This window comes from Arthrobacter sedimenti (genome assembly GCF_042652025.1).
In the GTDB taxonomy this organism is placed as follows: Bacteria; Actinomycetota; Actinomycetes; order Actinomycetales; family Micrococcaceae; genus Arthrobacter; species Arthrobacter sedimenti.
Map to the genome: position 1 here is coordinate 205,858 of NZ_JBHSDQ010000002.1, position 22,325 is coordinate 228,182.

At 65.7% G+C, this 22,325-nt stretch carries 21 protein-coding genes and 1 riboswitch; of the genes, 14 read left to right on the plus strand and 7 right to left on the minus strand.

Features of this window, described 5'->3' with window-relative positions; all coding sequences use genetic code 11:
* Positions 1-56: 56 nt before the first annotated feature.
* Positions 57-917 (minus strand): formyltetrahydrofolate deformylase, encoded by an 861-nt coding sequence (purU, locus tag ACFO0G_RS06280; RefSeq protein WP_376976830.1) that lies wholly within the window; start codon positions 915-917, stop codon positions 57-59.
* Positions 918-960: 43 nt separating this feature from the next.
* Positions 961-1,046, plus strand: a riboswitch (ZMP/ZTP riboswitch).
* A 147-nt stretch (positions 1,047-1,193) separates the two neighbouring features.
* Here purU and glyA point away from each other — a divergent pair.
* From glyA to ACFO0G_RS06330, 10 genes are all read left to right on the plus strand, one after another.
* Positions 1,194-2,492: a serine hydroxymethyltransferase gene (gene glyA, locus ACFO0G_RS06285; protein ID WP_286402735.1), complete on the plus strand. Its 1,299-nt coding sequence runs from the start codon at positions 1,194-1,196 to the stop codon at positions 2,490-2,492.
* A gap of 3 nt (positions 2,493-2,495) precedes the next feature.
* A complete protein-coding gene (locus ACFO0G_RS06290; protein ID WP_237430105.1) occupies positions 2,496-3,398 on the plus strand; it encodes a bifunctional methylenetetrahydrofolate dehydrogenase/methenyltetrahydrofolate cyclohydrolase in 903 nt (300 codons plus the stop codon).
* 144 nt (positions 3,399-3,542) lie between these two features.
* The gene (locus ACFO0G_RS06295) at positions 3,543-4,517 is read left to right on the plus strand and encodes an ABC transporter ATP-binding protein (RefSeq protein ID WP_286402740.1); all 975 of its coding nucleotides are present in this window, start codon (positions 3,543-3,545) and stop codon (positions 4,515-4,517) included.
* Positions 4,510-5,364, plus strand: coding sequence for an ABC transporter permease (locus ACFO0G_RS06300; RefSeq protein WP_376976831.1), 855 nt, complete (start codon positions 4,510-4,512; stop codon positions 5,362-5,364). The genes ACFO0G_RS06295 and ACFO0G_RS06300 overlap by 8 nt, the downstream gene beginning before the upstream one ends.
* Positions 5,361-6,227 (plus strand): ABC transporter permease, encoded by an 867-nt coding sequence (locus ACFO0G_RS06305; protein ID WP_286402744.1) that lies wholly within the window; start codon positions 5,361-5,363, stop codon positions 6,225-6,227. The genes ACFO0G_RS06300 and ACFO0G_RS06305 overlap by 4 nt, the downstream gene beginning before the upstream one ends.
* 83 nt (positions 6,228-6,310) lie before the next feature.
* Positions 6,311-6,874, plus strand: a complete 564-nt coding sequence (locus ACFO0G_RS06310; RefSeq protein ID WP_286402746.1) for a hypothetical protein — start codon at positions 6,311-6,313, stop codon at positions 6,872-6,874.
* Between the two features lie 10 nt (positions 6,875-6,884).
* Positions 6,885-7,718: an exodeoxyribonuclease III gene (locus tag ACFO0G_RS06315; protein ID WP_286402747.1), complete on the plus strand. Its 834-nt coding sequence runs from the start codon at positions 6,885-6,887 to the stop codon at positions 7,716-7,718.
* A gap of 16 nt (positions 7,719-7,734) precedes the next feature.
* The gene (gene trpS, locus ACFO0G_RS06320; RefSeq protein ID WP_286402748.1) at positions 7,735-8,778 is read left to right on the plus strand and encodes a tryptophan--tRNA ligase; all 1,044 of its coding nucleotides are present in this window, start codon (positions 7,735-7,737) and stop codon (positions 8,776-8,778) included.
* Between the two features lie 4 nt (positions 8,779-8,782).
* On the plus strand, positions 8,783-9,484 hold the full coding sequence (locus ACFO0G_RS06325; RefSeq protein ID WP_376976832.1) for a 2'-5' RNA ligase family protein: 702 nt from the start codon (positions 8,783-8,785) through the stop codon (positions 9,482-9,484).
* Positions 9,485-9,542: 58 nt separating this feature from the next.
* A complete protein-coding gene (locus ACFO0G_RS06330; protein WP_376976985.1) occupies positions 9,543-10,517 on the plus strand; it encodes a YihY/virulence factor BrkB family protein in 975 nt (324 codons plus the stop codon).
* 44 nt (positions 10,518-10,561) lie between these two features.
* Here ACFO0G_RS06330 and ACFO0G_RS06335 read toward each other — a convergent pair whose 3' ends face one another.
* On the minus strand, positions 10,562-12,850 hold the full coding sequence (locus ACFO0G_RS06335) for a hypothetical protein (RefSeq protein ID WP_376976833.1): 2,289 nt from the start codon (positions 12,848-12,850) through the stop codon (positions 10,562-10,564).
* Positions 12,851-13,157: 307 nt separating this feature from the next.
* Here ACFO0G_RS06335 and ACFO0G_RS06340 point away from each other — a divergent pair, with 307 nt between their 5' ends.
* A complete protein-coding gene (locus ACFO0G_RS06340) occupies positions 13,158-14,459 on the plus strand; it encodes an ABC transporter substrate-binding protein (RefSeq protein ID WP_376976834.1) in 1,302 nt (433 codons plus the stop codon).
* A 31-nt stretch (positions 14,460-14,490) separates the two neighbouring features.
* Here the strand turns inward: ACFO0G_RS06340 and ACFO0G_RS06345 are convergent, their stop codons facing one another.
* From ACFO0G_RS06345 to sdhC, 5 genes are all read right to left on the minus strand, one after another.
* On the minus strand, positions 14,491-15,264 hold the full coding sequence (locus ACFO0G_RS06345; protein WP_376976835.1) for an alpha/beta hydrolase: 774 nt from the start codon (positions 15,262-15,264) through the stop codon (positions 14,491-14,493).
* A gap of 176 nt (positions 15,265-15,440) precedes the next feature.
* Positions 15,441-16,223 (minus strand): succinate dehydrogenase iron-sulfur subunit, encoded by a 783-nt coding sequence (locus ACFO0G_RS06350; RefSeq protein ID WP_142130712.1) that lies wholly within the window; start codon positions 16,221-16,223, stop codon positions 15,441-15,443.
* 1 nt (position 16,224) lies between these two features.
* Positions 16,225-18,024 carry a succinate dehydrogenase flavoprotein subunit gene (gene sdhA / locus ACFO0G_RS06355; protein WP_286402757.1) on the minus strand — a complete coding sequence of 600 codons (1,800 nt, stop codon included), beginning with the start codon at positions 18,022-18,024 and terminating at the stop codon, positions 16,225-16,227.
* A gap of 108 nt (positions 18,025-18,132) precedes the next feature.
* Positions 18,133-18,594, minus strand: coding sequence for a succinate dehydrogenase hydrophobic membrane anchor subunit (locus ACFO0G_RS06360; protein ID WP_376976836.1), 462 nt, complete (start codon positions 18,592-18,594; stop codon positions 18,133-18,135).
* Positions 18,595-18,597: 3 nt separating this feature from the next.
* Complete coding sequence (sdhC, locus tag ACFO0G_RS06365) at positions 18,598-18,978, minus strand: succinate dehydrogenase, cytochrome b556 subunit (protein WP_081620212.1); 381 nt, start codon at positions 18,976-18,978, stop codon at positions 18,598-18,600.
* 287 nt (positions 18,979-19,265) lie between these two features.
* On the opposite strand from sdhC, the gene ACFO0G_RS06370 reads away from it, so the two are divergent.
* The 3 genes from ACFO0G_RS06370 (at position 19,266) to ACFO0G_RS06380 (ending at position 22,282) form a co-directional block, all read left to right on the plus strand.
* Positions 19,266-20,399 carry a mannose-1-phosphate guanylyltransferase gene (locus ACFO0G_RS06370; protein ID WP_376976837.1) on the plus strand — a complete coding sequence of 378 codons (1,134 nt, stop codon included), beginning with the start codon at positions 19,266-19,268 and terminating at the stop codon, positions 20,397-20,399.
* A 100-nt stretch (positions 20,400-20,499) separates the two neighbouring features.
* Positions 20,500-21,717 carry an amidohydrolase gene (locus tag ACFO0G_RS06375; RefSeq protein WP_286402763.1) on the plus strand — a complete coding sequence of 406 codons (1,218 nt, stop codon included), beginning with the start codon at positions 20,500-20,502 and terminating at the stop codon, positions 21,715-21,717.
* A gap of 130 nt (positions 21,718-21,847) precedes the next feature.
* The gene (locus ACFO0G_RS06380) at positions 21,848-22,282 is read left to right on the plus strand and encodes a MarR family winged helix-turn-helix transcriptional regulator (RefSeq protein WP_286402765.1); all 435 of its coding nucleotides are present in this window, start codon (positions 21,848-21,850) and stop codon (positions 22,280-22,282) included.
* Positions 22,283-22,325 lie beyond the last annotated feature (43 nt).

A 22,325-nucleotide genomic window follows, 5' to 3' on the forward strand; every position in this document is an offset into this window, starting at 1 on the left:
ACCCCTCGCGGCGGCGGCATCCATGCCGCATGCGACTGCCGCCGCCGGGGGAAGGCCTAGTTGAAGACCACCGTGCGGTTGCCGTCCAGCAGCACCCGGTGCTCGGCGTGCCACTGCACGGCCTGCACCAGGGTGCGGCCCTCCACGTCCCGGCCCATCTGGACAAACTGTTCGGGCGTGCGGGCGTGGTCCACGCGGATGACTTCCTGCTCGATGATCGGCCCCTCGTCCAGGGCCGCGGTCACATAATGCGCAGTGGCCCCGATCAGCTTCACGCCGCGGGCGTGCGCCTGGTGGTACGGCTTGGCGCCCTTGAAGGACGGCAGGAACGAATGGTGGATGTTGATGGCCTTGCCGGTCAGGTCGGTGCAGAGTTCGTCGGAGAGAATCTGCATGTAGCGGGCCAGGACGGTCAGTTGGATGTCGTGCTGGGCGATGAGGGCGCGGAGCTTGTCCTCCGCCTGGACCTTGGTGTCCTTGGTCACGGGGATGTAGTGGAACGGGATGCCGTAGAACTCGGCGAGGCCTGCCAGGTCCTGGTGGTTGGAAACGATGGCGGGAATGTCGATGGGAAGGGTCCCGGAGCGCTGCTGGAAGAGCAGGTCGTTGAGGCAGTGGGCCGAGGTGCTGGCCATCACCAGGGTGCGCACTTTGTCACCGACGGTGTCGAGGTTCCACTGCATGGAGAATGCTTCCGCCACCGGTTCCAGCGCGGCGCGCAACTCGGACTTCGGGGCTGCCGTGGTCACTTCCACGCGCATGAAGAAGTTGCCGGTGGAAGGGCTGCCGTACTGCTGCGAGTCCAGGATGTTGCACCCCGCCACCAGGAGTGCTCCGGCCACCGCGTGGACGATGCCGGGACGGTCCGGGCAGGACAGGGTTACTACGTACGCTTGGTTCAGCAGCTGTTCATTCACGCGTAATAGCCTACCCGCGCCGCAGGTGCCGGTTTTGGTAGGCTGGGAGGGTCGCAACTGGCGTTGGGTGGCTAACCACCAGGGAGCGGCAATCACGAAGACCACGGATCGTACGCCTGGGCCGAGGGTCATGTTTTGCCGGAAATTGGGGCTGCACCCGCGTCAGCGCTGCAGCACCCTGCCGTGCTTTCACGCCCTGTCATCAACACGGTGCGGAAGCGCGCCAGCCGGTAGCCTGACCTAAGCAGTGCCCGTATCCCTAGCCAGGAGTTCTTCGTGACTACTACAGCCACCTCAACCACAGCCGTCAGCAACCAGCCGCTGGCTGAGCTCGACCCCGAAATCGCCAAAGTCCTCGAGCAGGAGCTGGGCCGCCAGCGCGGCACCCTGGAAATGATCGCCTCCGAGAACTTCGCGCCGCGCGCCGTGATGGAGGCCCAGGGCTCCGTCCTCACCAACAAGTACGCCGAGGGCTACCCGGGCCGCCGCTACTACGGCGGCTGCGAATATGTTGACGTTGCAGAGCAGCTGGCCATCGACCGGGTCAAGGCACTGTTTGGCGCCGAGTTCGCCAACGTCCAGCCGCACTCCGGCGCACAGGCCAACGCCGCCGCGCTCTCCGCCATGATCACCCCCGGCGACAAGATCCTGGGCCTGTCCCTGGCCCACGGCGGACACCTGACCCACGGCATGAAGCTGAACTTCTCCGGCAAGCTATACAACGTTGCTGCCTACCAGGTGGAGGAAGACAACTTCCGCATCGACATGGACAAGCTCCGCGAGCAGGCCATCGCCGAAAAGCCGCAGGTGATCATTGCCGGCTGGTCCGCCTACCCGCGCCACCTGGACTTCGCTGCCTTCCGCTCCATCGCCGATGAAGTGGGCGCGCTGCTCTGGACCGACATGGCACACTTTGCCGGTCTCGTGGCTGCCGGCCTGCACCCCAGCCCGGTGCCGCACTCCGACGTCGTCACCTCCACCGTGCACAAGACCCTGGCTGGTCCCCGCTCCGGTGTGATCCTGGCCAAGGAACCGTGGGCCAAGAAGCTGAACTCCAGCGTCTTCCCGGGCCAGCAGGGCGGTCCGCTGATGCACGTCATCGCCGCCAAGGCTGTTGCCTTCAAGATCGCCGGCAGCCAGGAATTCAAGGAGCGCCAGGAACGTGTCCTGGAAGGCGCCAGGATCATCGCGGACCGCCTGAACCAGGCCGACGTCGCCGAAGCCGGCGTCTCCGTCCTCACCGGCGGCACCGATGTCCACCTGGTACTCGTTGACCTGCGCAACTCGCAGCTGGACGGCCAGCAGGCCGAGGACCTCCTGCACTCCGTGGGCATCACCGTCAACCGCAACGCCGTGCCGTTCGACCCCCGCCCGCCGATGGTCACCTCCGGCCTCCGCATCGGTACCCCGGCCCTGGCCACCCGCGGCTTCGGTGCCACCGAGTTCACCGAGGTTGCCGAGATCATCGCCACCGCGCTCAAGGCAGGCACCAGCGCCGACGTCGAGGCACTGCAGGCACGCGTGGACAAGCTGGCAGCCGACTTCCCGCTCTACCCGCAGCACGAGCAGTGGTAACCCATGACTGAAACAACAACCGCACAGATCCTTGACGGCAAGGCCACCGCCGCCGCCATCAAGGCCGAGCTGACCGAACGCGTGGCCGCACTCAAGGCCAAGGGCGTCACCCCCGGCATCGCCACTGTGCTGGTGGGCGCCGACCCCGCCTCGCAGTTGTACGTCTCCATGAAGCACAAGCAGTCAGTGCAGATCGGGATGAACTCCATCCAGCGCGAGCTTCCGGCCGACGCCACCCAGGAACAGGTGGAGGCCCTCATTGACGAACTCAATGCGGACCCCGCCTGCCACGGGTACATCGTGCAGCTGCCGCTGCCCAAGCACCTGGACACAGACGCCATCCTGGAGCGGATCGACCCCGCCAAGGACGCCGACGGGCTGCACCCCACCAACCTTGGCCGGCTGGTGCTGAACGTCAACAACAAGATCACCACGCCGCTGCCGTGCACCCCCCGCGGTGTCATCGAGCTGCTGGAGCGCAACGGGTACAGCCTGGCCGGCAAGCACGTGGTGGTGGTGGGCCGCGGCGTTACGATCGGCCGCTCGATCGGACTGCTGCTCACGCGGCGGGACGTCAACGCCACCGTGACCCTGACCCACACCGGCACCACCAACCTCTCCGAACTGCTGAAGCAGGCGGACGTGATCGTGGGTGCGGCGGGCGTGAAGCACATCGTCAAGGCCGCGGACGTGAAGCCCGGCGCTGCCCTCTTGGACGTGGGGGTCACCCGCGAGACCGATCCGGAGACAGGCAAGAGCCGCGTCTACGGCGACATCGATCCGGCAGCCGCCGAGGTGGCCGGCTGGATTTCCCCGAACCCCGGTGGCGTGGGCCCCATGACCGTGGCCCTGCTGATGACCAACGTGGTGGAGGCCGCGGAACGCGCGGCAGGCATCGGCCAATAGGCACCGTGCAGTAGTCCCGCCAGGAAGAAGTACGACGGCGGCACCGCACCTTTCCCACGAAAGGCGCCGTGCCGCCGTCGGACGTTTAATAACGAAACTGCAAGCGTCCTTCCACATGCGCCCCGCCTCCACTAGTCTGCACAGGTGCACAACCACGCCCTGACGCCTACAGGCACCCTGACCACGGGCCCGCCTTCCGGCACCGTCATCTCCGCTGAAAACCTGACCAAGACCTATGGTGATGTCGCCGCCGTCGACGGCATCTCGTTCGCCGTGCCCGCGGGGGAGTCCTTCGGGCTGCTGGGACCCAACGGCGCGGGCAAGTCCACCACCATGAAGATGATCGGCGGCGTCACCCGGCGCTCAGCGGGGAAGCTCAGCATCATGGGACTGGACCCGGACACACACGGCCCGGAGGTGCGCGCGCACCTGGGCGTGGTGCCGCAGCAGGACAACCTGGACGAGGAACTGCGCGTCCGCGACAACCTCCTGGTCTACGGCCGCTACTTCGGCCTGCCGATGAGCTACCTCAAGCCCAAGGCCGACGAACTGCTGGAGTTCGCCCAGCTGACCGACAAGGCAAAAGCCAGGGTGGACGCGCTCTCCGGCGGCATGAAGCGCCGCCTCACCATTGCCAGGTCCCTCATCAACGAACCCCGGATCCTGCTGCTGGACGAGCCCACCACCGGGCTGGACCCGCAAGCCCGCCACATCCTCTGGGACCGCCTGTTCCGGCTCAAGGAGCAGGGGGTCACCTTGATCCTCACCACGCACTACATGGACGAGGCCGAGCAGCTCTGCGACCGGCTGATCGTGGTGGACAAGGGGCGCATCATGGCCGAGGGGTCGCCCGCGCAGCTGATCCGGGAACACTCCACCCGGGAAGTGGTGGAGCTGCGGTTCGGTTCGGAACGCAACGCCACCATCGGGGCGCAGCTGGAGGGCATCGGGGAACGCCTGGAGGTGCTGCCGGACCGGGTGCTGATGTACGCGCACGACGGCGAGTCGGCCCTTGAGCAGGTATCGGCCCGCGGCCTGAGGCCGCTGACGTCGCTTGTGCGCAGGTCCTCGCTGGAGGACGTGTTCCTTCGGCTCACCGGGCGGAGCCTCGTTGACTGAATCACTGGAAGGGGTTGGCTTGAGTCCCCGGCTGCGGGCACATTCACCGGAGGTCTCTGCCGCCAAGGCCCGGCGCTGGGGTGCGTTCTACTACGCCGAGCAGGTGCTCCGCGTCATGAGGGGGTACACCTGGTCCATCGTGATGTACAGCGTGGGCCAGCCAGTGGCGTACCTGTTCGCCATGGGCGTGGGCCTGGCTACCCTGGTGGATACCGGCAACGCGGCCTTCGGCGGCGTCTCCTACCTGGCCTTCATCGCCCCTGCCCTGTTGGTGTCCGCGGCCGTGATGACGGCGGCCAATGAGTTCACGTTTCCCATCATGGACGGCTTCAAATGGCGGCGCATCTACTTTGGCCCCCACGCCTCGCCGCTGACACCGCAGCAGATTGCCGCCGGCCAGATCATCGCCGTGACGCTTCGCCTGCTGCTGCAGTCAGCCATCTACTTCGCCGCCGTGGCATTGTTCGGTGCCTCCCCGTCGGGCTGGGGCTGGGCGGGCATCCTGGTGGCCACCCTGACGGGGCTGGCCTTTGGGCTGCCGCTGATGGCCTACTCAGCCTCCATCACCGAGGACAAGGGCCAGTTCGCGCTGGTCATGAGGTTCATCGTGATGCCGCTGTTCCTGTTCTCCGGCACGTTCTTCCCGCTGGACAACCTGCCACTGGCCGTCCGCTGGATCGGATGGATCTCACCCATCTGGCACGGCACGGAACTGGGCAGGGTGTTCAGCTTCGGATACCGGGAGCCGCTGCTCCTCACGGTTCTCCACGCCGCCGTGCTGGTGGGGCTGGCTGCCCTCGGATGGGTGCTCACGCGGCGCCGCTTCGCCCTGAGGCTGGGCCAATGAGCGCGGCCACCGGCACCGGCGGACACGGTGCGCGCCCCGGCGGCCCTCACGGAACGGCGACGGAACAGGCCCGCCGCCGGACGTTCGGACCGCTGTACTCCCGTAACGCCAGGGCCGTGATTTCCCGGGGGCTTATGGCCACGCGGAGCACCAACTGGCTGGTGATGGTGTCCGGGTTCTTCGAGCCCGTCCTGTTCCTCATCTCCATGGGCGTGGGCCTCGGCGCGATCGTTGGCGACGTCCAGGGGCCTGACGGCACGCACATCAGCTACGCCGCCTACATCGCGCCTGCACTGCTGGCAGTCTCGGCCATGAACGGTGCGGTGTACGACTCCACGTGGAACGTCTTCTTCAAGATGAACTTCGCCAAGCTCTACCAGGGCATGCTCTACACGTCACTGGGCCCTCTGGATGTCGCGCTGGGGGAGATATTCCTGGCCCTGCTGCGGGGGATGCTCTACGCCACTGGGTTCACAGCGGTCATGGGCGTCATGGGGCTGATCACCACGCCGTGGGCGCTGCTGATGATCCCGGCCTCCGTGCTCATTGCCTTCGGGTTCGCCAGCCTGGGCATGGGCATCACCAGCTTCCTCAAGACCTTCCAGCAGATGGACTGGATCAACTTCATCCTGCTGCCCATGTTCCTGTTCAGCGCCACCTTCTATCCCCTGGGCGTGTACCCGCACCCCATCCAGTGGTTCATCCAGGCCATGCCGCTGTGGCACGGGGTGGAGCTGCTGCGGCAGATCAGCGTGGGAAGCTTTACCGCCGCCACCCCCCTGCACATTGGCTATTACCTGCTGATGACCGCCGTCGGGATGCTGCTGACCACCCTGCGCCTGCGGAGCCTGTTCCTGAAGTAGCCAGGGAAGCCTACGCGGCCAAGGGTGTTCGCCGGGGGTGGAAGGCGGCGGAACCACAGTCCTCCGTTTGAGACAATAGCTGCATGCGAACTTTGGGCAGCTCCTCGTCATCCTCCAAACCCGCCCGGGGCGGTTTTTCGATGTTCCGGATCAGCGGACCGGGGCTGATGGTCCTGGTGACGGCCTTCATCGTGGCGGTCATTTTCGCGGCAAACCAGAACGACGTCGTGGGCTGGGTTGTAGCCATCATCGCCGCCTTCTGGCTGGCGCTGGCCGCGTTCGTGGTCTTCAGCATCCAGCGGGCCGCCAAGAAGGCCGGCGCAAAGCTGTCCGAGGCCCAGAGCGCCTTCCAGACGGCAGCCGGACGGGGTCCGGCGCACGTGTCCGCCGACCAGGGCGGGACGCAGGTGATCTACGAACGCACCGAGGCTGACGAGGTGCGCGACCTCAAGCTGGACCATTCGTTCAAGATCGTCCAGGTACAAATCCGCGTGGTGGAGGAGGAGCGTGCCAAGGGCGACGCCGCGAACCACGACACCATTAACCGCGCCCTCGAGACCATCCAGATCACAGCCGCCAACGCCCGGGACATGATCAAGTCCTCCGGGGGCAACGGGGAGCCGGTGACCGGAACCATCATCGACTAGAGTGGAGCGGGTGAGCTCGGCATTGAACAAGGACCACCTCCGCATCGCATCTCTGAACGTCAACGGCCTCCGGGCTGCCTACAAAAACGGTATGGCGACGTGGCTGGAGCCGCGCGAAGTGGACATCCTTTGCCTGCAGGAAGTGCGCGCCCCTGACGCCATCGTCAGGGAGTTGCTGGGGGATGGCTGGCATATCCTGCACGCCGAGGCTGAAGCGAAAGGCCGTGCCGGCGTCGCTATTGCGTCCCGCCAGGAACCGCTGGGCACCAGGAACGGCATCGGTGACGACTACTTCGCCACCGCAGGACGCTGGGTGGAAGCCGATTTCCGCGTCCCTGACGCTGCGGGAAACCCCGTCCAGCTCACCGTGGCCAGCGCCTACGTGCACTCAGGTGAAGTGGGGACTCCCAAGCAGGATGACAAGTACCGCTTCCTGGACGCCATGCACACCCGGCTTCCGGAGCTGACCAAGCACAGCGACCACGCCCTGGTGGTGGGGGACCTCAACGTTGCCCACACGCCCCGGGACATCCGCAACTCCAAGGGCAACCTCAAGAAGGCCGGGCACCTGCCGGAGGAACGCGCCTACTTCGACCGCTTCTTTGGCGAGGAGATCGGCTGGCATGACGTCCACCGGAACCTGGCCGGCGACGTCGACGGACCATACACGTGGTGGTCCTGGCGCGGCAAGGCGTTCGACAATGACACCGGCTGGCGCATCGACTACCACATGGCCACCCCCGAACTGGCCGCGTCCGCCATTTCGGCAGTTGTGGACCGTGCAGCCACCTGGGACACCCGCTTCTCCGACCACGCCCCGCTGGTAGTGGACTACCAGCTCTAAGCCCGAAAGTTTTTCCATGACCACCCAGACTTCCTCCACCGCCAAGAAGCGCATTCTTTCCGGCGCCAAGCCCACCGCCGATTCCCTGCACCTGGGCAACTACATCGGAGCCGTGCGCAACTGGGTGGACATGCAGGCGGAGTACGACGCCGTCTTCTTCATCCCGGACCTGCACGCCATCACGGTGGACTTCGACCCCGCCGAACTGGCAAAGCGCACCCGCATCGTGGCGGCCCAGTACATTGCCGCCGGAATCGACCCGGACAAGAGCATCTTCTTCGTCCAGTCCCACGTCCCCGAGCACGCACAGCTTGCCTGGGCGCTGAACTGCATCACCGGCTTCGGCGAAGCCTCCCGGATGACGCAGTTCAAGGACAAAACCCAGAAGTCCGGGGCAGACTCCGCCACCCTGGGCCTGTTCGCCTACCCCACGCTGATGGCCGCGGACATCCTGCTGTACCAGAGCGATCTGGTGCCGGTGGGCGAGGACCAGCGCCAGCACCTTGAACTGACCCGCAACCTGGCGCAGCGGTTCAACACCCGGTTTGGCCACACCTTTACGGTTCCCGAGGCCACGATCGTCAAGGAAAGCGCCAAGATCTACGATCTGCAGAATCCCAGCGCGAAGATGTCCAAGACGGGGGAGTCTCCCAACGGCGCCATCCAGCTGCTGGAGGATCCCAAGATTGCGGCCAAGCGCATCAAGTCGGCTGTGACCGACGCCGGAACGGACATCCGCTTCGATCCAGAGGAGAAGCCCGGGGTGTCCAACCTGCTGACCATCTACTCCTCCTTGACGGGCAAGTCCGTGGCGGACCTCGAAGCCGAGTACCAGGGGAAGATGTACGGCCACCTCAAGGTGGACCTCGCCGAGGTGGTGGTGGACTTCATCACCCCGCTCCGCAACCGGACCAACGAGCTGATGGCCGATCCGGCAGAGCTCGACCGCCTGCTGGCCCTGGGCGCGGAACGGGCCCGGGAGATCGCCTCCGTCACGCTGGGCCAGGTTTACCAGCGCATGGGCTTCCTTCCCTCCCTCAGCCTCGCAGGAGTCCGCTAGCGCCATGTCTTCGAGAAACGTCACCGCCAGGGGAGGTGCCTGTTCCGCCGGCCAGGTGGAGCAGACTCTGGCCGACCGGTTCGGAGATCAATCCCGCAGGAACGCAGCTGCGGAGCATGATGCGCGGAGTGAAGAGATCAGCGTCGGCGTCATCCTGGGGTTCCCTGCCGAGATAGCGGAGGAACTGCAGCGCTGGCGCGCGTCCTTTGGCGACCCCATGGCCGGCGTGGTGCCGGCGCACATCACCTTGGTCACCACTACCCCCACGCAGGACTGGGAAGCTACCCGCCGGCATGTCCGCGAAGTCGCCCGGTGCCAGAGCCCTTTCATGGTCACCATCGCCGGGACCGGGACGTTCCGGCCCGTTTCGCCCGTGGTCTTCATCAACGTTGAGGACGGGTTCAACGACTGCGTGGACCTGCACCGCAAGCTCCAGCAGGGCCCGCTCCACCGTGAGCTGCCTTTTGCGTACCATCCCCACGTCACCATCGCCCACGATGTCGCCCCGGAAAGCCTGGATGAGGCCGAAACGGTGCTGAAGAACTACAGGGCCACCTTCCCCGTGGTTAGCATGGGACTCTATGAGCATGATGCCGACGGCATCTGGCAGCTACGGGAAGAGCTGGACTTTGGGACCGAAACTGACAACCACGGCGGCACCGGCCTCACGGATGCTGCCGCGGACGCCCCAACCGAAGCAGGATAACCAGCAGCCGCTGCCTACCGAGCTGGACCGGCTGAAGCTGGCGGTCATCGAAAAGCGGATGGAGTGGAACCGGGCGCGCAGGTCCGGAGGGAAGTTCGCAGCACTGGTGGCCCTGGGGCAGTGGTTTACCGCGCGATTGAACGTCCTGCGGCCCATGCGGGCCTTCCGGCATTACAGCCTCCACTACGGGCCGCTGATGAGTGCCGGTATCGGCTTCAACATGTTTTTCTCCATCACAGGCCTGCTGGCCACCGGATTTTCCATCGCCGGCCTGGTGTTGAGCGGCCAACCCGCCCTGCTGGACACCATCATCAGCAGTGTGGCCAGAAGCGCCCCCGGCCTGCTCAAAATCAATGGCGGCCAGGGCCTTGTGGACCCCAAGGACCTGCTGGATCCCAGCGGACTCGGCTGGACCGCGGTGATCGGTGCCGTTGTCACCGTAGTCACCTCGCTGGGCTGGATCAACGGCCTGCGCGACGGGCTCCGCGGTGTACTGCAGCTGCCGCCGTTGATGGTCAATCCCATCCTGCTGAAGCTGCGCGACGCCGGAATCCTCCTGCTGCTGGGCGTGTCCCTGGTGATCAGCGCGGCCGCTTCGCTGGTGTTCGGCACTGCGGCCGGGTGGGTTTCCAACTTCCTGCACCTCACTGACGCCTTGGCCGGCCCACTCACCACGTCCGTGAAGATCATTGTGCCGCTGGTCCTTAACTGGGTCACGGCGGTGATCATGTTCCGGCTGGCTGCGGGCCTGAAGCTGTCGCGCCGGGCTTTGCTCGAAAGCACTATCCTCGCTGCCCTGGGCACCACCATCCTGCAGATTTTCAGCACCGAGCTGCTGGGCGGTGCCAGCCGGAACCCCCTCCTGGCCTCGTTTGCCGTCATCATCGGGCTTTTGATCTGGTTCAACCTGGTCAGCCAGGTCTACCTCGTCTCGGCGGGGTGGGCCGCCGTCCGCGAGGCGGACCTGGACTCCGACGGCACTCCCCGCAGCAAGACCATCCTCGGTGCAAAGCGCGCCACGCCGCAGACCTGACGCTGCCTCGGCGGTGACGTGCCGCATTCGCCTGCACGGGGCGGTCAGGGCGCGGGCACCAGACCTTCCCACTTCACGGTCCAGCCGGACGGGAAACCGGGAGCATGGCGGTCCGGGCCGTGGTCCCAGCCCGCGGCCATCAGTGCGGCTGCGGCAAGCAGCCCGCCGTTGCCTGGCAGGTACAGCGGCAAGGAGTCTGTCTGGCGGTTGTGCCCGTTCGGCAGGACAGTGTTCTTGCCGGCCTCCTGCAGGAGCGCGTCCACGGCGGACTCGGGGTCACCGAGCCGGGCGGCGGTCATGGCCATTACCGGGTAGTCCCAGCCCCAAGTGGTGTTCCAGTCCCAGTCGGCCATCACGTCCTTCAGGGTGGCCCGCATGATGTCTTCATCAATCAGGTCCGTCAGCGGGAGGACTCCGAGGGCGCAAAGCATGGAGGGATGGTCGGTCCGGATGGTGAACGGGTCCACGTCCATTGCCGCATAGATACCGTTGCGCACGCGCGGGCGCACCAGCCCGTCGGCCACCTCCTGCCAGGCCTGAACCGGCTCAAGGCCCAGCCGTTCCCGCCAGGCGGCGGCGGTGCGCAGGCCCCACTGCCAGTAGGCAAGTTCGAACGTTGGGTTGGTGACCTTTGCCCGCATGGACCCGTAGCTCTCCTGCGCGGGAATGAGCGGCGGACCAAGTTCGAAACCGCGCGGCGTGGCGTGGGCGAAAGCGGCCATGAACGCCGCGGACTCGAACACAATATCCGCGAACTCGTCCAACACCTCGCGGCTGGGGTTGGCCCGGTACACCAGCTCCGCCAGGTGGATGGGATGCGGCTGCTGCCAGATCAGGAACGTCCCGATGGGGCTGGGGCTCTCCCTTCCGTCCGGACCCACCTGCTTTGGCCAGCGGGCGCCGTCGAACCCCTGCGCCCGTGCCGTCTCACATGACGTCTCCAACACCGTGGAGTACCAGCGCAGGGAGGGGAGGAGGAGCTCCGTACGGTTCCAGTGCGCAAAATGGGCGGCATGCCACCAGTGCATCTCCAGGTGGAACCGGCCGCGCCACGAGTTGCACACCAGGCCCGTTTCCTGCGGTGGCAGCGATCCGGAGCAGTTGACGGCCGTCAGGTACTGCGAAAGGACAATCCGGCGCTCCAACTCCCTGGCCCGGTGATCCGGCGTGGCGGCCAGCTCGATAGCGCCGCCCGACTGCCAAAACCTGGGCCAGCGCTCCATTGAGGCGGCGGCAACGTTGCTGCCGGGCTGGGCTCCCCCGGGAAGCGGCGGCTCCCCAAGGGAAGGCGCGACGGCGGCACCGCTCTGGGTGCCCGCGCCCGCCTTGCCTGCCGGGCGGGAAAGGCCTGCTGCGCCCCGGGGGATGCAGTCCCCGTCCCCGGCGGAAATGAATTCGATGGACAGGTCGATGACATCCTCGCGCCGGAGAACGTCCCCGCGTAGGCGTACTTGGTGCGGTCCCGACTGCTCCACCACCAGGCCCTGCCCGGTGACCACTACGTAGTAGTGCGCGTTGTCGAGTTCGCGGTCCACCGTCCAGCTCGTGGCGCCCGGATGAAGCCCTGCAGGCTGGGGCCCGTTGAGTGTCGTGGTGTGGGCGTCCGGCCGGCTCCACTCCGCGGCGTTGTGCCACGCCTCGGAACCGTACGGGAAGTCGAGGGCGATGACCAGGCCGTCGCCGAGCGCAGGTGACTCCACGCGAATGCCGAGTTCGTCGCGGTGCGGATGGCAGGCTGTTGTGACCGTGGCTTGGTGGCCGGCAATGGTAAAGGTGCTGGTGACGATGCCCGTCCAAAGATCCAGTGTCTGGCTGGTGCCGGAGAGCTCGTCGCCGCAGATAGGCCGGCTGGTGCCGTCCTGCAGCAGCTGGAAGCCGATGCGTGCCAGGTCCAGGCGGTGCGGATTGGCCCGCAGCCATGATTCGGCTGCCGAGGTGCCTGTCTCACGGTCATTGACAATGTCTCCCACCATGTCCACGTAGGGCACCGGACCGCGCGGTGAATCGTAACGGACGGTGGAACCTGCCAGCGTGTAGCCTTCTCCGCCCGGCGCGGAGTGCCAGCCCCAATTGGACTGCGTCCCCAGCAGGGTTCCGGGCGGGAGTGCCTCCTCGCGCGGCCCTACCGGGTACTCTGCCGGCAGCGTCTGCAGCCCCGTGAGGTCCATGGTGAAAGCGAACTCGCCGTTGCCTACGGATACAGGGCTGCGCGGATCAAGCTTCCGCTGCTGGACGTTGTGGCGCTGGACCAGGGCCTTCCTGTCGATGGGCCCTGACCGGCCGTGTCCGGGGCTCGTGGCTTGCTGGCGTACGGTGCTGCTATGGCTGTGCACTGTGCACGCCCTCCTGACGATGTTGGCGGAACAACTGCCGCGGAATTCCCGCAGCGCACGCTTGACTGACCGCCCCAGCGGACAGCAACGGAGGCGAGAAAGCGGTTTCCGGCGCTTCCATCTTTGGTGGGTTCCATGTCGCTGTCAAGACTTCTCCTCCCAAGCCCCGCACCGAAAAGTTTCGGTCGACGCGGGTACGGAAATCGAGCCTGGAAGTTGTTGACGGAAATTGCTGGTCGTTGATACGTTTCACGAAATCGCTTTCCCGCTCGCCTCGACTCCCCTCATCACGGAAGAAGCCCGCCCAATGACGCGCCCCACCGCCGGAAAAGTCCGTAAATCCCTCGCCGTCCTCACGGCCGCGGCCCTTTTGGCCGTGACCGCCGGCTGTTCCAGCCCAACGTCCAATAAAGCCGAGGACGGGCCGGTGGAAATCCGGTTCTCCTGGTGGGGCAATGCCGGCCGGGCCGACCTGACCAATAAGGCCATTGCTGAATTCGAGGCCGCCAACCCCAACATCAAGGTCAAGCCGGAATACGGCGACATCAGCGGTTACTTCGACAAGCTCGCCACGCAGATGGCGGCCAACGACGCCCCGGACGTCATCACCATGGGCGGTGCTTACCCCGCGGAGTACGCCAACCGCGGGGCGCTGCTGGACCTGGGCAAGGTGCAGGGCTCCCTGGACTTGACCAAGATCGACCAGGGTGCGTTGGAGAACGGCCAGGTCAAGGGAAAGCAGTACGGAGTCTCCACGGGGGCCAACGCCCTGGCCATCGTGGTCAACCCCGCGGTCTTCACGGCGGCGGGCGTCCCCATGCCTGATGACAGCACCTGGAGCTGGGATGACTTCGCCAGGATCGCCCGCGACATTACCGCCAAGAGCCCCAAGGGGACCTATGGCACTGCGACCGTCCTCACCCATGACTCCTTGGATGCCTTCGCCCGGCAGCGCGGAGAATCGCTTTACACCCAGGACGGTCAACTCGGGCTGGGCAAGCAGACGGTGCAGGACTACTTTGACTACTCATTGAAGCTCAGCGAATCCGGTGCGGCTCCAAGCGCGTCGGAAACGGTCGAAAAGCTCAACGTCAGCACTGAGCAGACCCTGATGGGCATGGGCAAGGCCGGGATGATGCTCACCTGGAGCAACTCATTGACCGCTCTCAGCAAGGCCTCGGGCGCGGACCTGAAACTCCTGAAGCTTCCCGGCGAAAAACCCACCCCGGGCATCTGGCTCCAGTCCTCGCAGTTCTACACCATCTCCGCCCGCAGCAAACACACGGACGCCGCCGCCAAGCTAGTGAACTTCCTGGTCAACAACCAGGCGGCGGCCAAGATCATCCAGAGTGACAGGGGCATTCCCGGCAACTCCGAAATGCGCGCCGCCATCCAGGACCTGCTGACCCCGCAGGGCAAGGTGGAAGCGGATTACATCAACCAGATCGGAAAGATGGACTTCGCCCCAACGTACATCGGCCCCACCGGTTCCACCGCCGTTTCGGAGATTACCGCCCGGATCAACACCGACGTCCTGTTCAAGCGGCTAACGCCGGAAAAAGCCGCCGAACAGTGGCTCAGTGAGAGCAAAGCTGCAATCGGCAAGTAGCTGCGGGCCGGGTTGCCGGGGAAGGGCCCGCTCAGGCTGACCCGGCGTCGAGGTACTGGTCGGCCCAGGCCGCGATGATGCGCGCCGCACGGGCCGCCTGGCCCTTGCCCGTCAGCAGATGGTCGCTGCCCTCGAGGGAGACAAAGTTCCGCGGGTGCCTGGCGGTCTGGAAGATGGTGCTGGCATTCTCGATGCCCACCGTGTTGTCGGTGGGGGAGTGCAGCACCATCAGGGGCTTGTGAAGCTGCTTGATGCAGTCGGTCAGGTCGGCGTTTTCCAGGTCCTCCACGAAGTGCCTGCGAATCTCCACGCGCTTACCGCCCAGGTCCACCTCGGCGCTGCCCTCGCTGAGGATCCTGTCCAGTGCAGTGTCGAAAACGTGGGCCACGTGCTTGGGGGAGAACGGGGCACCCACTGTGGCAACGGCGTCGAGTTCCGGGATTTCCCGTGCGGCAGCAAGGACTGCTGCGCCGCCAAACGAGTGTCCCACCAGGAGGGAAATCTCCTTCCCCTCGCTGCGCATGAACTCCGCCGCCTTCACCGTGTCGGCCACCTTGTGGCTGAACGACCCTTCTGACCATTCCCCGGCGGAGCCGCCCAGGCCCAGGTTGTCGAAGCGCAGCATCCCGATGCCGCTGTCCGCCAGCGCCTTGCACATGCGCGCTGCGGAGGGGCTGTCCTTGCCCAGGGTAAATCCGTGCGAGAAGACGCCCCAGCCCTTGACGGGACCTTCCGGGATGTCGATGATGCCGGACAGCAGCTCGCCTGTGGAACCGGCAAAGGTGACTTTTTCGGAGCGGGACAAAGGTGACCCTTTCTACGGGGGGACAGCTTGCTCTATCACTAGTGGTCCCTAAACCCCCGGCTTAGGGACCAAAGCTGATGGAGCATCCGGGCTGCTTGGGGGGTGGAACGACGACGGCGCCCCCACCACACGTGGTGAGCGACGCCGTCGGCCGTTATAGCTGTTGGTGAACGAACTTAGATCCGGCGGGCCAGGATGGCCTGCTTGACCTCCGCGATGGCCTGGGTGACCTGGATGCCGCGGGGGCACGCCTCGGAGCAGTTGAAGGTGGTGCGGCAGCGCCACACGCCTTCCTTGTCGTTGAGGATCTCCAGGCGCATATCGCCGGCATCATCGCGGGAATCGAAGATGAAGCGGTGCGCATTGACGATCGCGGCCGGCCCGAAGTACTGACCGTCGGTCCAGAACACGGGGCAGGAGGACGTGCACGCGGCGCACAGGATGCACTTGGTGGTGTCGTCAAAGCGCTCACGGTCCTCGGCGGACTGCAGGCGTTCCCGGGTGGGCTCGTGGCCCTTGTTGATCAGGAAGGGCATGACTTCGCGGTACGACTGGAAGAAGGGCTCCATGTCCACGATGAGGTCCTTCTCCACCGGCAGGCCCTTGATGGGCTCCACCGTGATGGGCTTGGACGTGTCGAGGTCCTTCAGCAGCGTCTTGCAGGCAAGGCGGTTGCGGCCGTTGATGCGCATGGCATCCGAGCCGCATACGCCGTGGGCGCAGGAGCGGCGGAAGGACAGGGTGCCGTCCATCTCCCACTTCACCTTGTGCAGGGCGTCAAGGACACGGTCCGTGCCGTACATCGTCAGGTGGAAGTCATCCCAGGTGGCTTCCTCGGAAACCTCCGGGTTGTACCGGCGCACGCGCATGTGGACGTCGAACGTGGGGATTTCCCCGCCCCCGCCAACGCCGGCAGGAAGTTCAACCTTTGAGGCTGGCTCAGCGATTTCAGCGGTCATCTTAGTACTTCCTCACCATCGGCTCGTAGCGGGTAAAGACAACCGGCTTGGTGGCGAGGCGGATGCCGGCGATTGATTCCGCCGATCCGTCAGCCGGCGCATGGTCATCCTTGTACGCCATGGAGTGCTTCATGAATTTCTCGTCGTCACGCTCGGGGAAGTCCTCGCGGAAGTGTCCGCCGCGGGATTCCTCGCGGTGCAGGGCGGCCACGGTCATGACCTTGGCCAGTTCCAGCAGGAAGCCGAGCTCAACGGCCTCGAGCAGGTCCAGGTTGAAGCGCTTGCCCTTGTCCTGGACGTTGATGCGCTTGTACCGCTCCTCGAAGGATGCGATGTCGCGCAGCACCTGGTTCAGGGTGTCCGCAGTGCGGAACACCTGCATGTTGGCATCCATCGTGTCCTGCAGTTCCTTGCGGATCTGCGCCACCTTTTCGTCGCCGGTGCCGTTGCGGGCAACGTCCAGCAGTTCGGTGGTGTAGGCCAGCGGGTTCTCCGGCAGTTCCACGAACTGTGCGGTCTTGGCGTACTCGGCAGCGGCGATGCCGGCGCGCTTGCCAAACACGTTGATGTCCAGCAGCGAGTTGGTGCCCAGTCGGTTGGAGCCGTGGACGGAAACGCAGGCCACTTCACCGGCGGCGTAAAGGCCGGGAATCACGGTGTCGTTGTCCTGCAGGACCTCGGTCTGGATGTTGGTGGGGATGCCGCCCATGGCGTAGTGCGCGGTGGGGAACACCGGCACCGGCTCCGTGTACGGTTCCACGCCCAGGTAGGTGCGGGCGAACTCGGTGATGTCCGGAAGCTTGGCATCGATGTGTGCCGGCTCCAGGTGGGTCAGGTCCAGGAGGACGTAGTCCTTGTTCGGGCCGCAGCCGCGGCCTTCGCGCACCTCGTTGGCCATGGAGCGGGCAACGATGTCACGCGGCGCCAGGTCCTTGATGGTGGGGGCGTAGCGCTCCATGAAGCGCTCACCCTCCGAGTTGCGGAGGATGGCACCTTCACCGCGGGCGGCTTCGGAGAGCAGGATGCCCAGGCCGGCAAGGCCTGTCGGGTGGAACTGGAAGAACTCCATGTCCTCCAGCGGGATGCCGCGACGGAAGGCGATGCCCATGCCGTCACCGGTCAGGGTGTGGGCGTTGGAGGTGGTCTTGAAGACCTTGCCCGCGCCGCCGGAGGCGAACACCACGGACTTGGCCTGGAAGACGTGCAGTTCACCGGACGCGAGGTCATAGGAGACGACGCCGGCAACACGCTTCTGCTTGAAGGGCGTGCCGTCTTCGCGGACAGCGTCCTCTTCAACGGTCAGCAGGTCCAGGACGTAGTACTCGTTGTAGAACTCAACGTTGTGCTTGACGCAGTTTTGGTACAGGGTCTGCAGGATCATGTGGCCGGTGCGGTCCGCGGCGTAGCATGCACGGCGGACCGGTGCCTTGCCGTGGTCGCGGGTGTGGCCGCCGAAGCGCCGCTGGTCGATCCGGCCCTCGGGCGTGCGGTTGAAGGGCAGACCCATCTTTTCCAGGTCCAGCACGGCGTCGATGGCTTCCTTGGCCATGACCTCGGCTGCGTCCTGGTCAACCAGGTAGTCGCCGCCCTTGACGGTGTCGAAGGTGTGCCATTCCCAGTTGTCTTCCTCGACGTTGGCAAGGGCAGCACACATGCCACCCTGTGCCGCACCCGTGTGCGAGCGGGTGGGGTAGAGCTTGGTCAGTACTGCTGTGCGCGCGCGCTGACCGGATTCGATCGCGGCGCGCATGCCAGCGCCACCGGCACCGACGATGACGACGTCGTACTTATGGACCTGCATACCAGACGCTCTTTCTCTCAAAATTCGCTATGAAACAACGGGGCGGCTTTGCCTGCTCCGCAAAACAGGGCCCGCGGGAAAGCCCGCGGGCCCGGGGTTGTGCCAGTGCTAGGCAGGGCAGAAACCGCCCGGAAGGGCAACGCCGTTCACCACGGGGCACGGGTTGAACGTGAAGATCACCAGGGTGCCCAGGAGGATGATGACCACGGCTGCCGCGTAAAGCACGGTCTTCAGCCAGCGGCGGGTGGAGGTCTTCTCGGCGTAGTCGTTGATGATGGTGCGCACGCCGTTGGTGCCGTGCAGCATGGCCAGCCACAGCATGGCCAGGTCCCAGAACTGCCAGAACGGGTCCGCCCACTTGCCGGCAACGAAGCCGAAGTCGATGGCGTGGATGCCTTCACCCACCATGAGGTTCACGAACAGGTGGCCGAAGATGAGGACCACCAGCACCACGCCGGAAAGGCGCATGAACAGCCAGGCGATCATCTCGAAGTTGCCCTTGGAGCCGCCGCCGCGACGGTACTGGGGGGCGATCCGCCCGCTGCGGGGGCTCTCGATGGTTGCAGTCATGGCTTAGTGACCTCCGAGGGCGAGGGACAGGTGGCGGATGGAGAAGGCAACCATGGTCACGACCCAGAGGGCCAGCACTGCCCACAGCATCTGCCGCTGGTACTTGGCGCCCTTCTTCCAGAAGTCGACCGCAATGATGCGCAGGCCGTTGAAGGCGTGGAAGACGATGGCGGCAACGAGGCCGGTCTCGCCCAGCGCCATCAGGGGGTTCTTGTAGGCGCCGATCACGGCGGTGTAGGCCTCCGGTGACACACGCACCAAGGAGGTGTCCAGGACGTGGACCAACAAGAAGAAAAAGATCACTACACCGGTAATGCGGTGTCCTACCCAGGACCACATGCCTTCACGGCCGCGGTACAAGGTGCCAGCTGGTTTTGTCGGCACTGATAAACCTCCCTGCAACACAGCGGCGCTGGCATGAGATCCATGCGGGGGGAACGCCTGCTGCGAGAGCACTCGTAGCTCAGGCCTAAATCTAGGCTCCGCTAACAGCTTATTCAATTTAGGCGTTTATTGGTGCCCAGTGCTGGTGCGGATTTTCGGGTGAAATGAGACCAACGCCACATGGTTGCGGGCTTTTCGGGAAGCGGCGGGCGGGGGAGTGCCGCAAAATGCGGGACCATTGCGCAGCCGCAGGAGCCGGATGCGGCCCTTCGGCTAAAGTAGCCGTGATGAGTACAGACAAAGTGACAAGCCCGGCTTCACCCCTTGACCGCTTCATTGCGGTGATTCCGGCAGGCGGAGTGGGGACCCGCCTCTGGCCCCTGTCACGAGCAGCAGCTCCCAAGTTCCTTCACGATCTCACCGGATCGGGCAGCACCTTGCTGCGCGCCACCTATGACCGGCTGCAGCCACTGGCGGGCAACCGGATGCTGGTGGTCACCGGCCAGGCCCACCGTGAAGCCGTATGCCGGCAGCTTCCGGAAGTCCACGACGCCGACCTCGTCCTTGAGTCTGAACCCAAGGACTCGGGCGCGGCGATCGGCCTCGCGGCGGCAATCCTGCATGAACGCGATCCCGACACCATCATGGGTTCCTTCGCCGCCGACCAAGTGATCAGCCCGGACCACCTGTTCCAGCAGGCCGTCCGCGAGGCGATCCACACGGCCGCCGCCGGCAAGATCGTGACCATCGGCATCAAGCCCACCCACCCGTCCACGGGCTTCGGCTACATCCGCTCCGGCAAGGCGCTGAACATCGAAGGTGCTCCCAGCGCCCATGACGTGGTGGAGTTCGTCGAGAAGCCGGACGAAGTGGTGGCCCAGCAGTACGTCGACAGCGGCGACTACGTATGGAACGCCGGCATGTTCGTGGCGCCCGTGTCCCTGATGCTCAAGCACCTCGAAGCCAACCAGCCGGAGCTGTTCCAGGGCCTGCAGGAAATCGCCCGTGCCTGGGACACCCCGCAGCGGGACGAGGTCACCGCGCGCATCTGGCCCACCCTGCTGAAAATTGCCATCGACTACGCAGTGGCCGAGCCCGCCGCCGAAGCCGGGGACGTCGCCGTCGTGCCCGGTACCTTCCGCTGGGACGACGTTGGCGACTTCGCCTCCGTGGGCCGGCTGAACAGCGCCAAGGAAGTGGACGACGTGACCGTCCTTGGCGAAGGTGCCCGCGTGTTCACCGAGAACTCAAGCGGCGTGGTGGTCACCGATACCAAGCGCGTCATCGCCCTGATCGGCATCCAGGACGTTGTCATCGTGGATACGCCCGACGCCCTGCTGGTGACCACCATGGCCAACTCGCAGCGTGTAAAGGCCGCCGTGGACGCCCTCAAGGCAAGCGGGGACACGGACGTCCTGTAGCCGGTACACCTGCCGGCGCCCCGGGGTGCCGGCAGGTTCCGGACGTAATGCGGCGTCAGTGAATGGGTGCCAAACCCCGCACCCTCGCTAGAGTGAAGCAGTGCGCAATTACACTACCGAAGCCGAGCCCACCGCCCTGGTGGCTCCGTGGCTCGAACCGCTCCTGCCGGAACTGATCGAATTCCGCCGGGACCTCCATGCGCACCCGGAACTGTCCTTCAAGGAGTTCCGCACCACCGACAAGCTGGCCGAGCGGCTCGAAGCCGCCGGCCTGAGCCCGCGCCGCCTGGAGGGCACGGGGCTCACCGTGGACGTGGGTGAAGGCCCCATCGCCACCGCGCTGCGCGGTGACATCGACGCCCTGCCCATCATCGAAGAGACCGGCCTGCCGTTCGCGTCCAAGAACCACGGCGTCACGCACGCCTGCGGCCATGACGTGCACACCACCACCATGCTGGGCATTGCCCTGGTCCTGAACCGGATGCACCAGGAAACACCCCTCGGCGCCACCGTCCGGATCATTTTCCAGCCTGCCGAAGAGACCATGCCCGGCGGCGCGCACTCGTGCATCGAGCAGGGCGTCCTGGAGGGCGTTCCGCGGATTCTGGCGCTGCACTGCGATCCCCGGATCGAAGTGGGCAAGGTGGGAACCCGGATCGGCGCCATCACGTCTGCCTCTGACACCATCCGGATTGAGCTCTCCGGCCGCGGCGGCCACACGTCACGACCGCACCTCACCGAGGACCTGGTGTTCGCCCTGGCCCAGATTGCGGTCAATGTCCCCGCTGTGCTGTCGCGCCGCGTGGACGTCCGCAGCGGCGTGTCCGTGGTGTGGGGGCAGATCACCGCGGGCTCGGCACCCAACGCCATTCCGGGCACCGGCTACATGGCGGGCACCATGCGCTGCCTGGACCGGGAAGCCTGGCATGCCGCGGGCGAACTCCTGGACGAGGTGGTGCACCAGGTGGCCGCGCCCTACGGGGTGGACGTGCACCTGGAGCACACCAGGGGAGTGCCGCCGGTGGTGAACTCCGAGCATGAGACAGCCCTGATCGAGGCTGCTGCACGCGCCGAAATCGGCGAAAGCGCAGTGGTGCTCACCCCGCAGTCCATGGGCGGTGAGGACTTTGCGTGGTTCCTGGCCGAGCTTCCCGGGGCGATGATGCGCCTTGGCACCAAGACCCCCGGCGGCGAGGACTACGACCTGCACCGCGGCGACTACATCCTGGACGAGCGCTCCCTGGGCCTGGGCATCCGGGTGCTGACCGCGGCCGCCCTGCGGACCATCCGGGACCTGGAGCAGCCCTCCATCCCGTAGCCCCGCCACTTCTGGGCGGGCCCGCCACCAAGGGGCGGCCCGCCGTCGGGACGGCACGACGAAGGTTCAAGCCCTGGTGCCGTGCGCTCGATAAGTTGTGCACAATTTAGTTGTACGCTACCGTTGAGGTATGACCGAAGCGCCCCGCCTGGACCGGCAAGTATGTTTTGCGCTCTACTCAGCCTCCCGGGCCGCAACGGCGGTCTACCGGCCCATCCTCGACGAACTGGGGCTCACCTACCCGCAGTACCTGGTGATGCTGGTGCTGTGGGAAAGCGAGCCGCGCGGCGTGAAGGAACTCGGCGGGGAACTCGGACTGGACTCAGGCACCCTGTCCCCGCTCCTCAAGCGCCTGGAAGCACTCGGGCTCGTGGAGCGCCGGCGGTCCGGCCAAGATGAGCGCCGCGTCGCGATCCACCTGACTCCGGCCGGGCGAAGCCTCAGCGGGCCGGCCAGTGCCATCCCGCAGCGGCTGGCAGACGCCGCCGGGTTGTCCCTGGACGAACTCGAACAACTGCGGGCCACCCTGGGCAAGCTCACAGCCGCGCTGCATCAATCGCTTTAGTCGCTGTAACCCCCGGCGCTGAATCCCGCACCATCCCACCAAC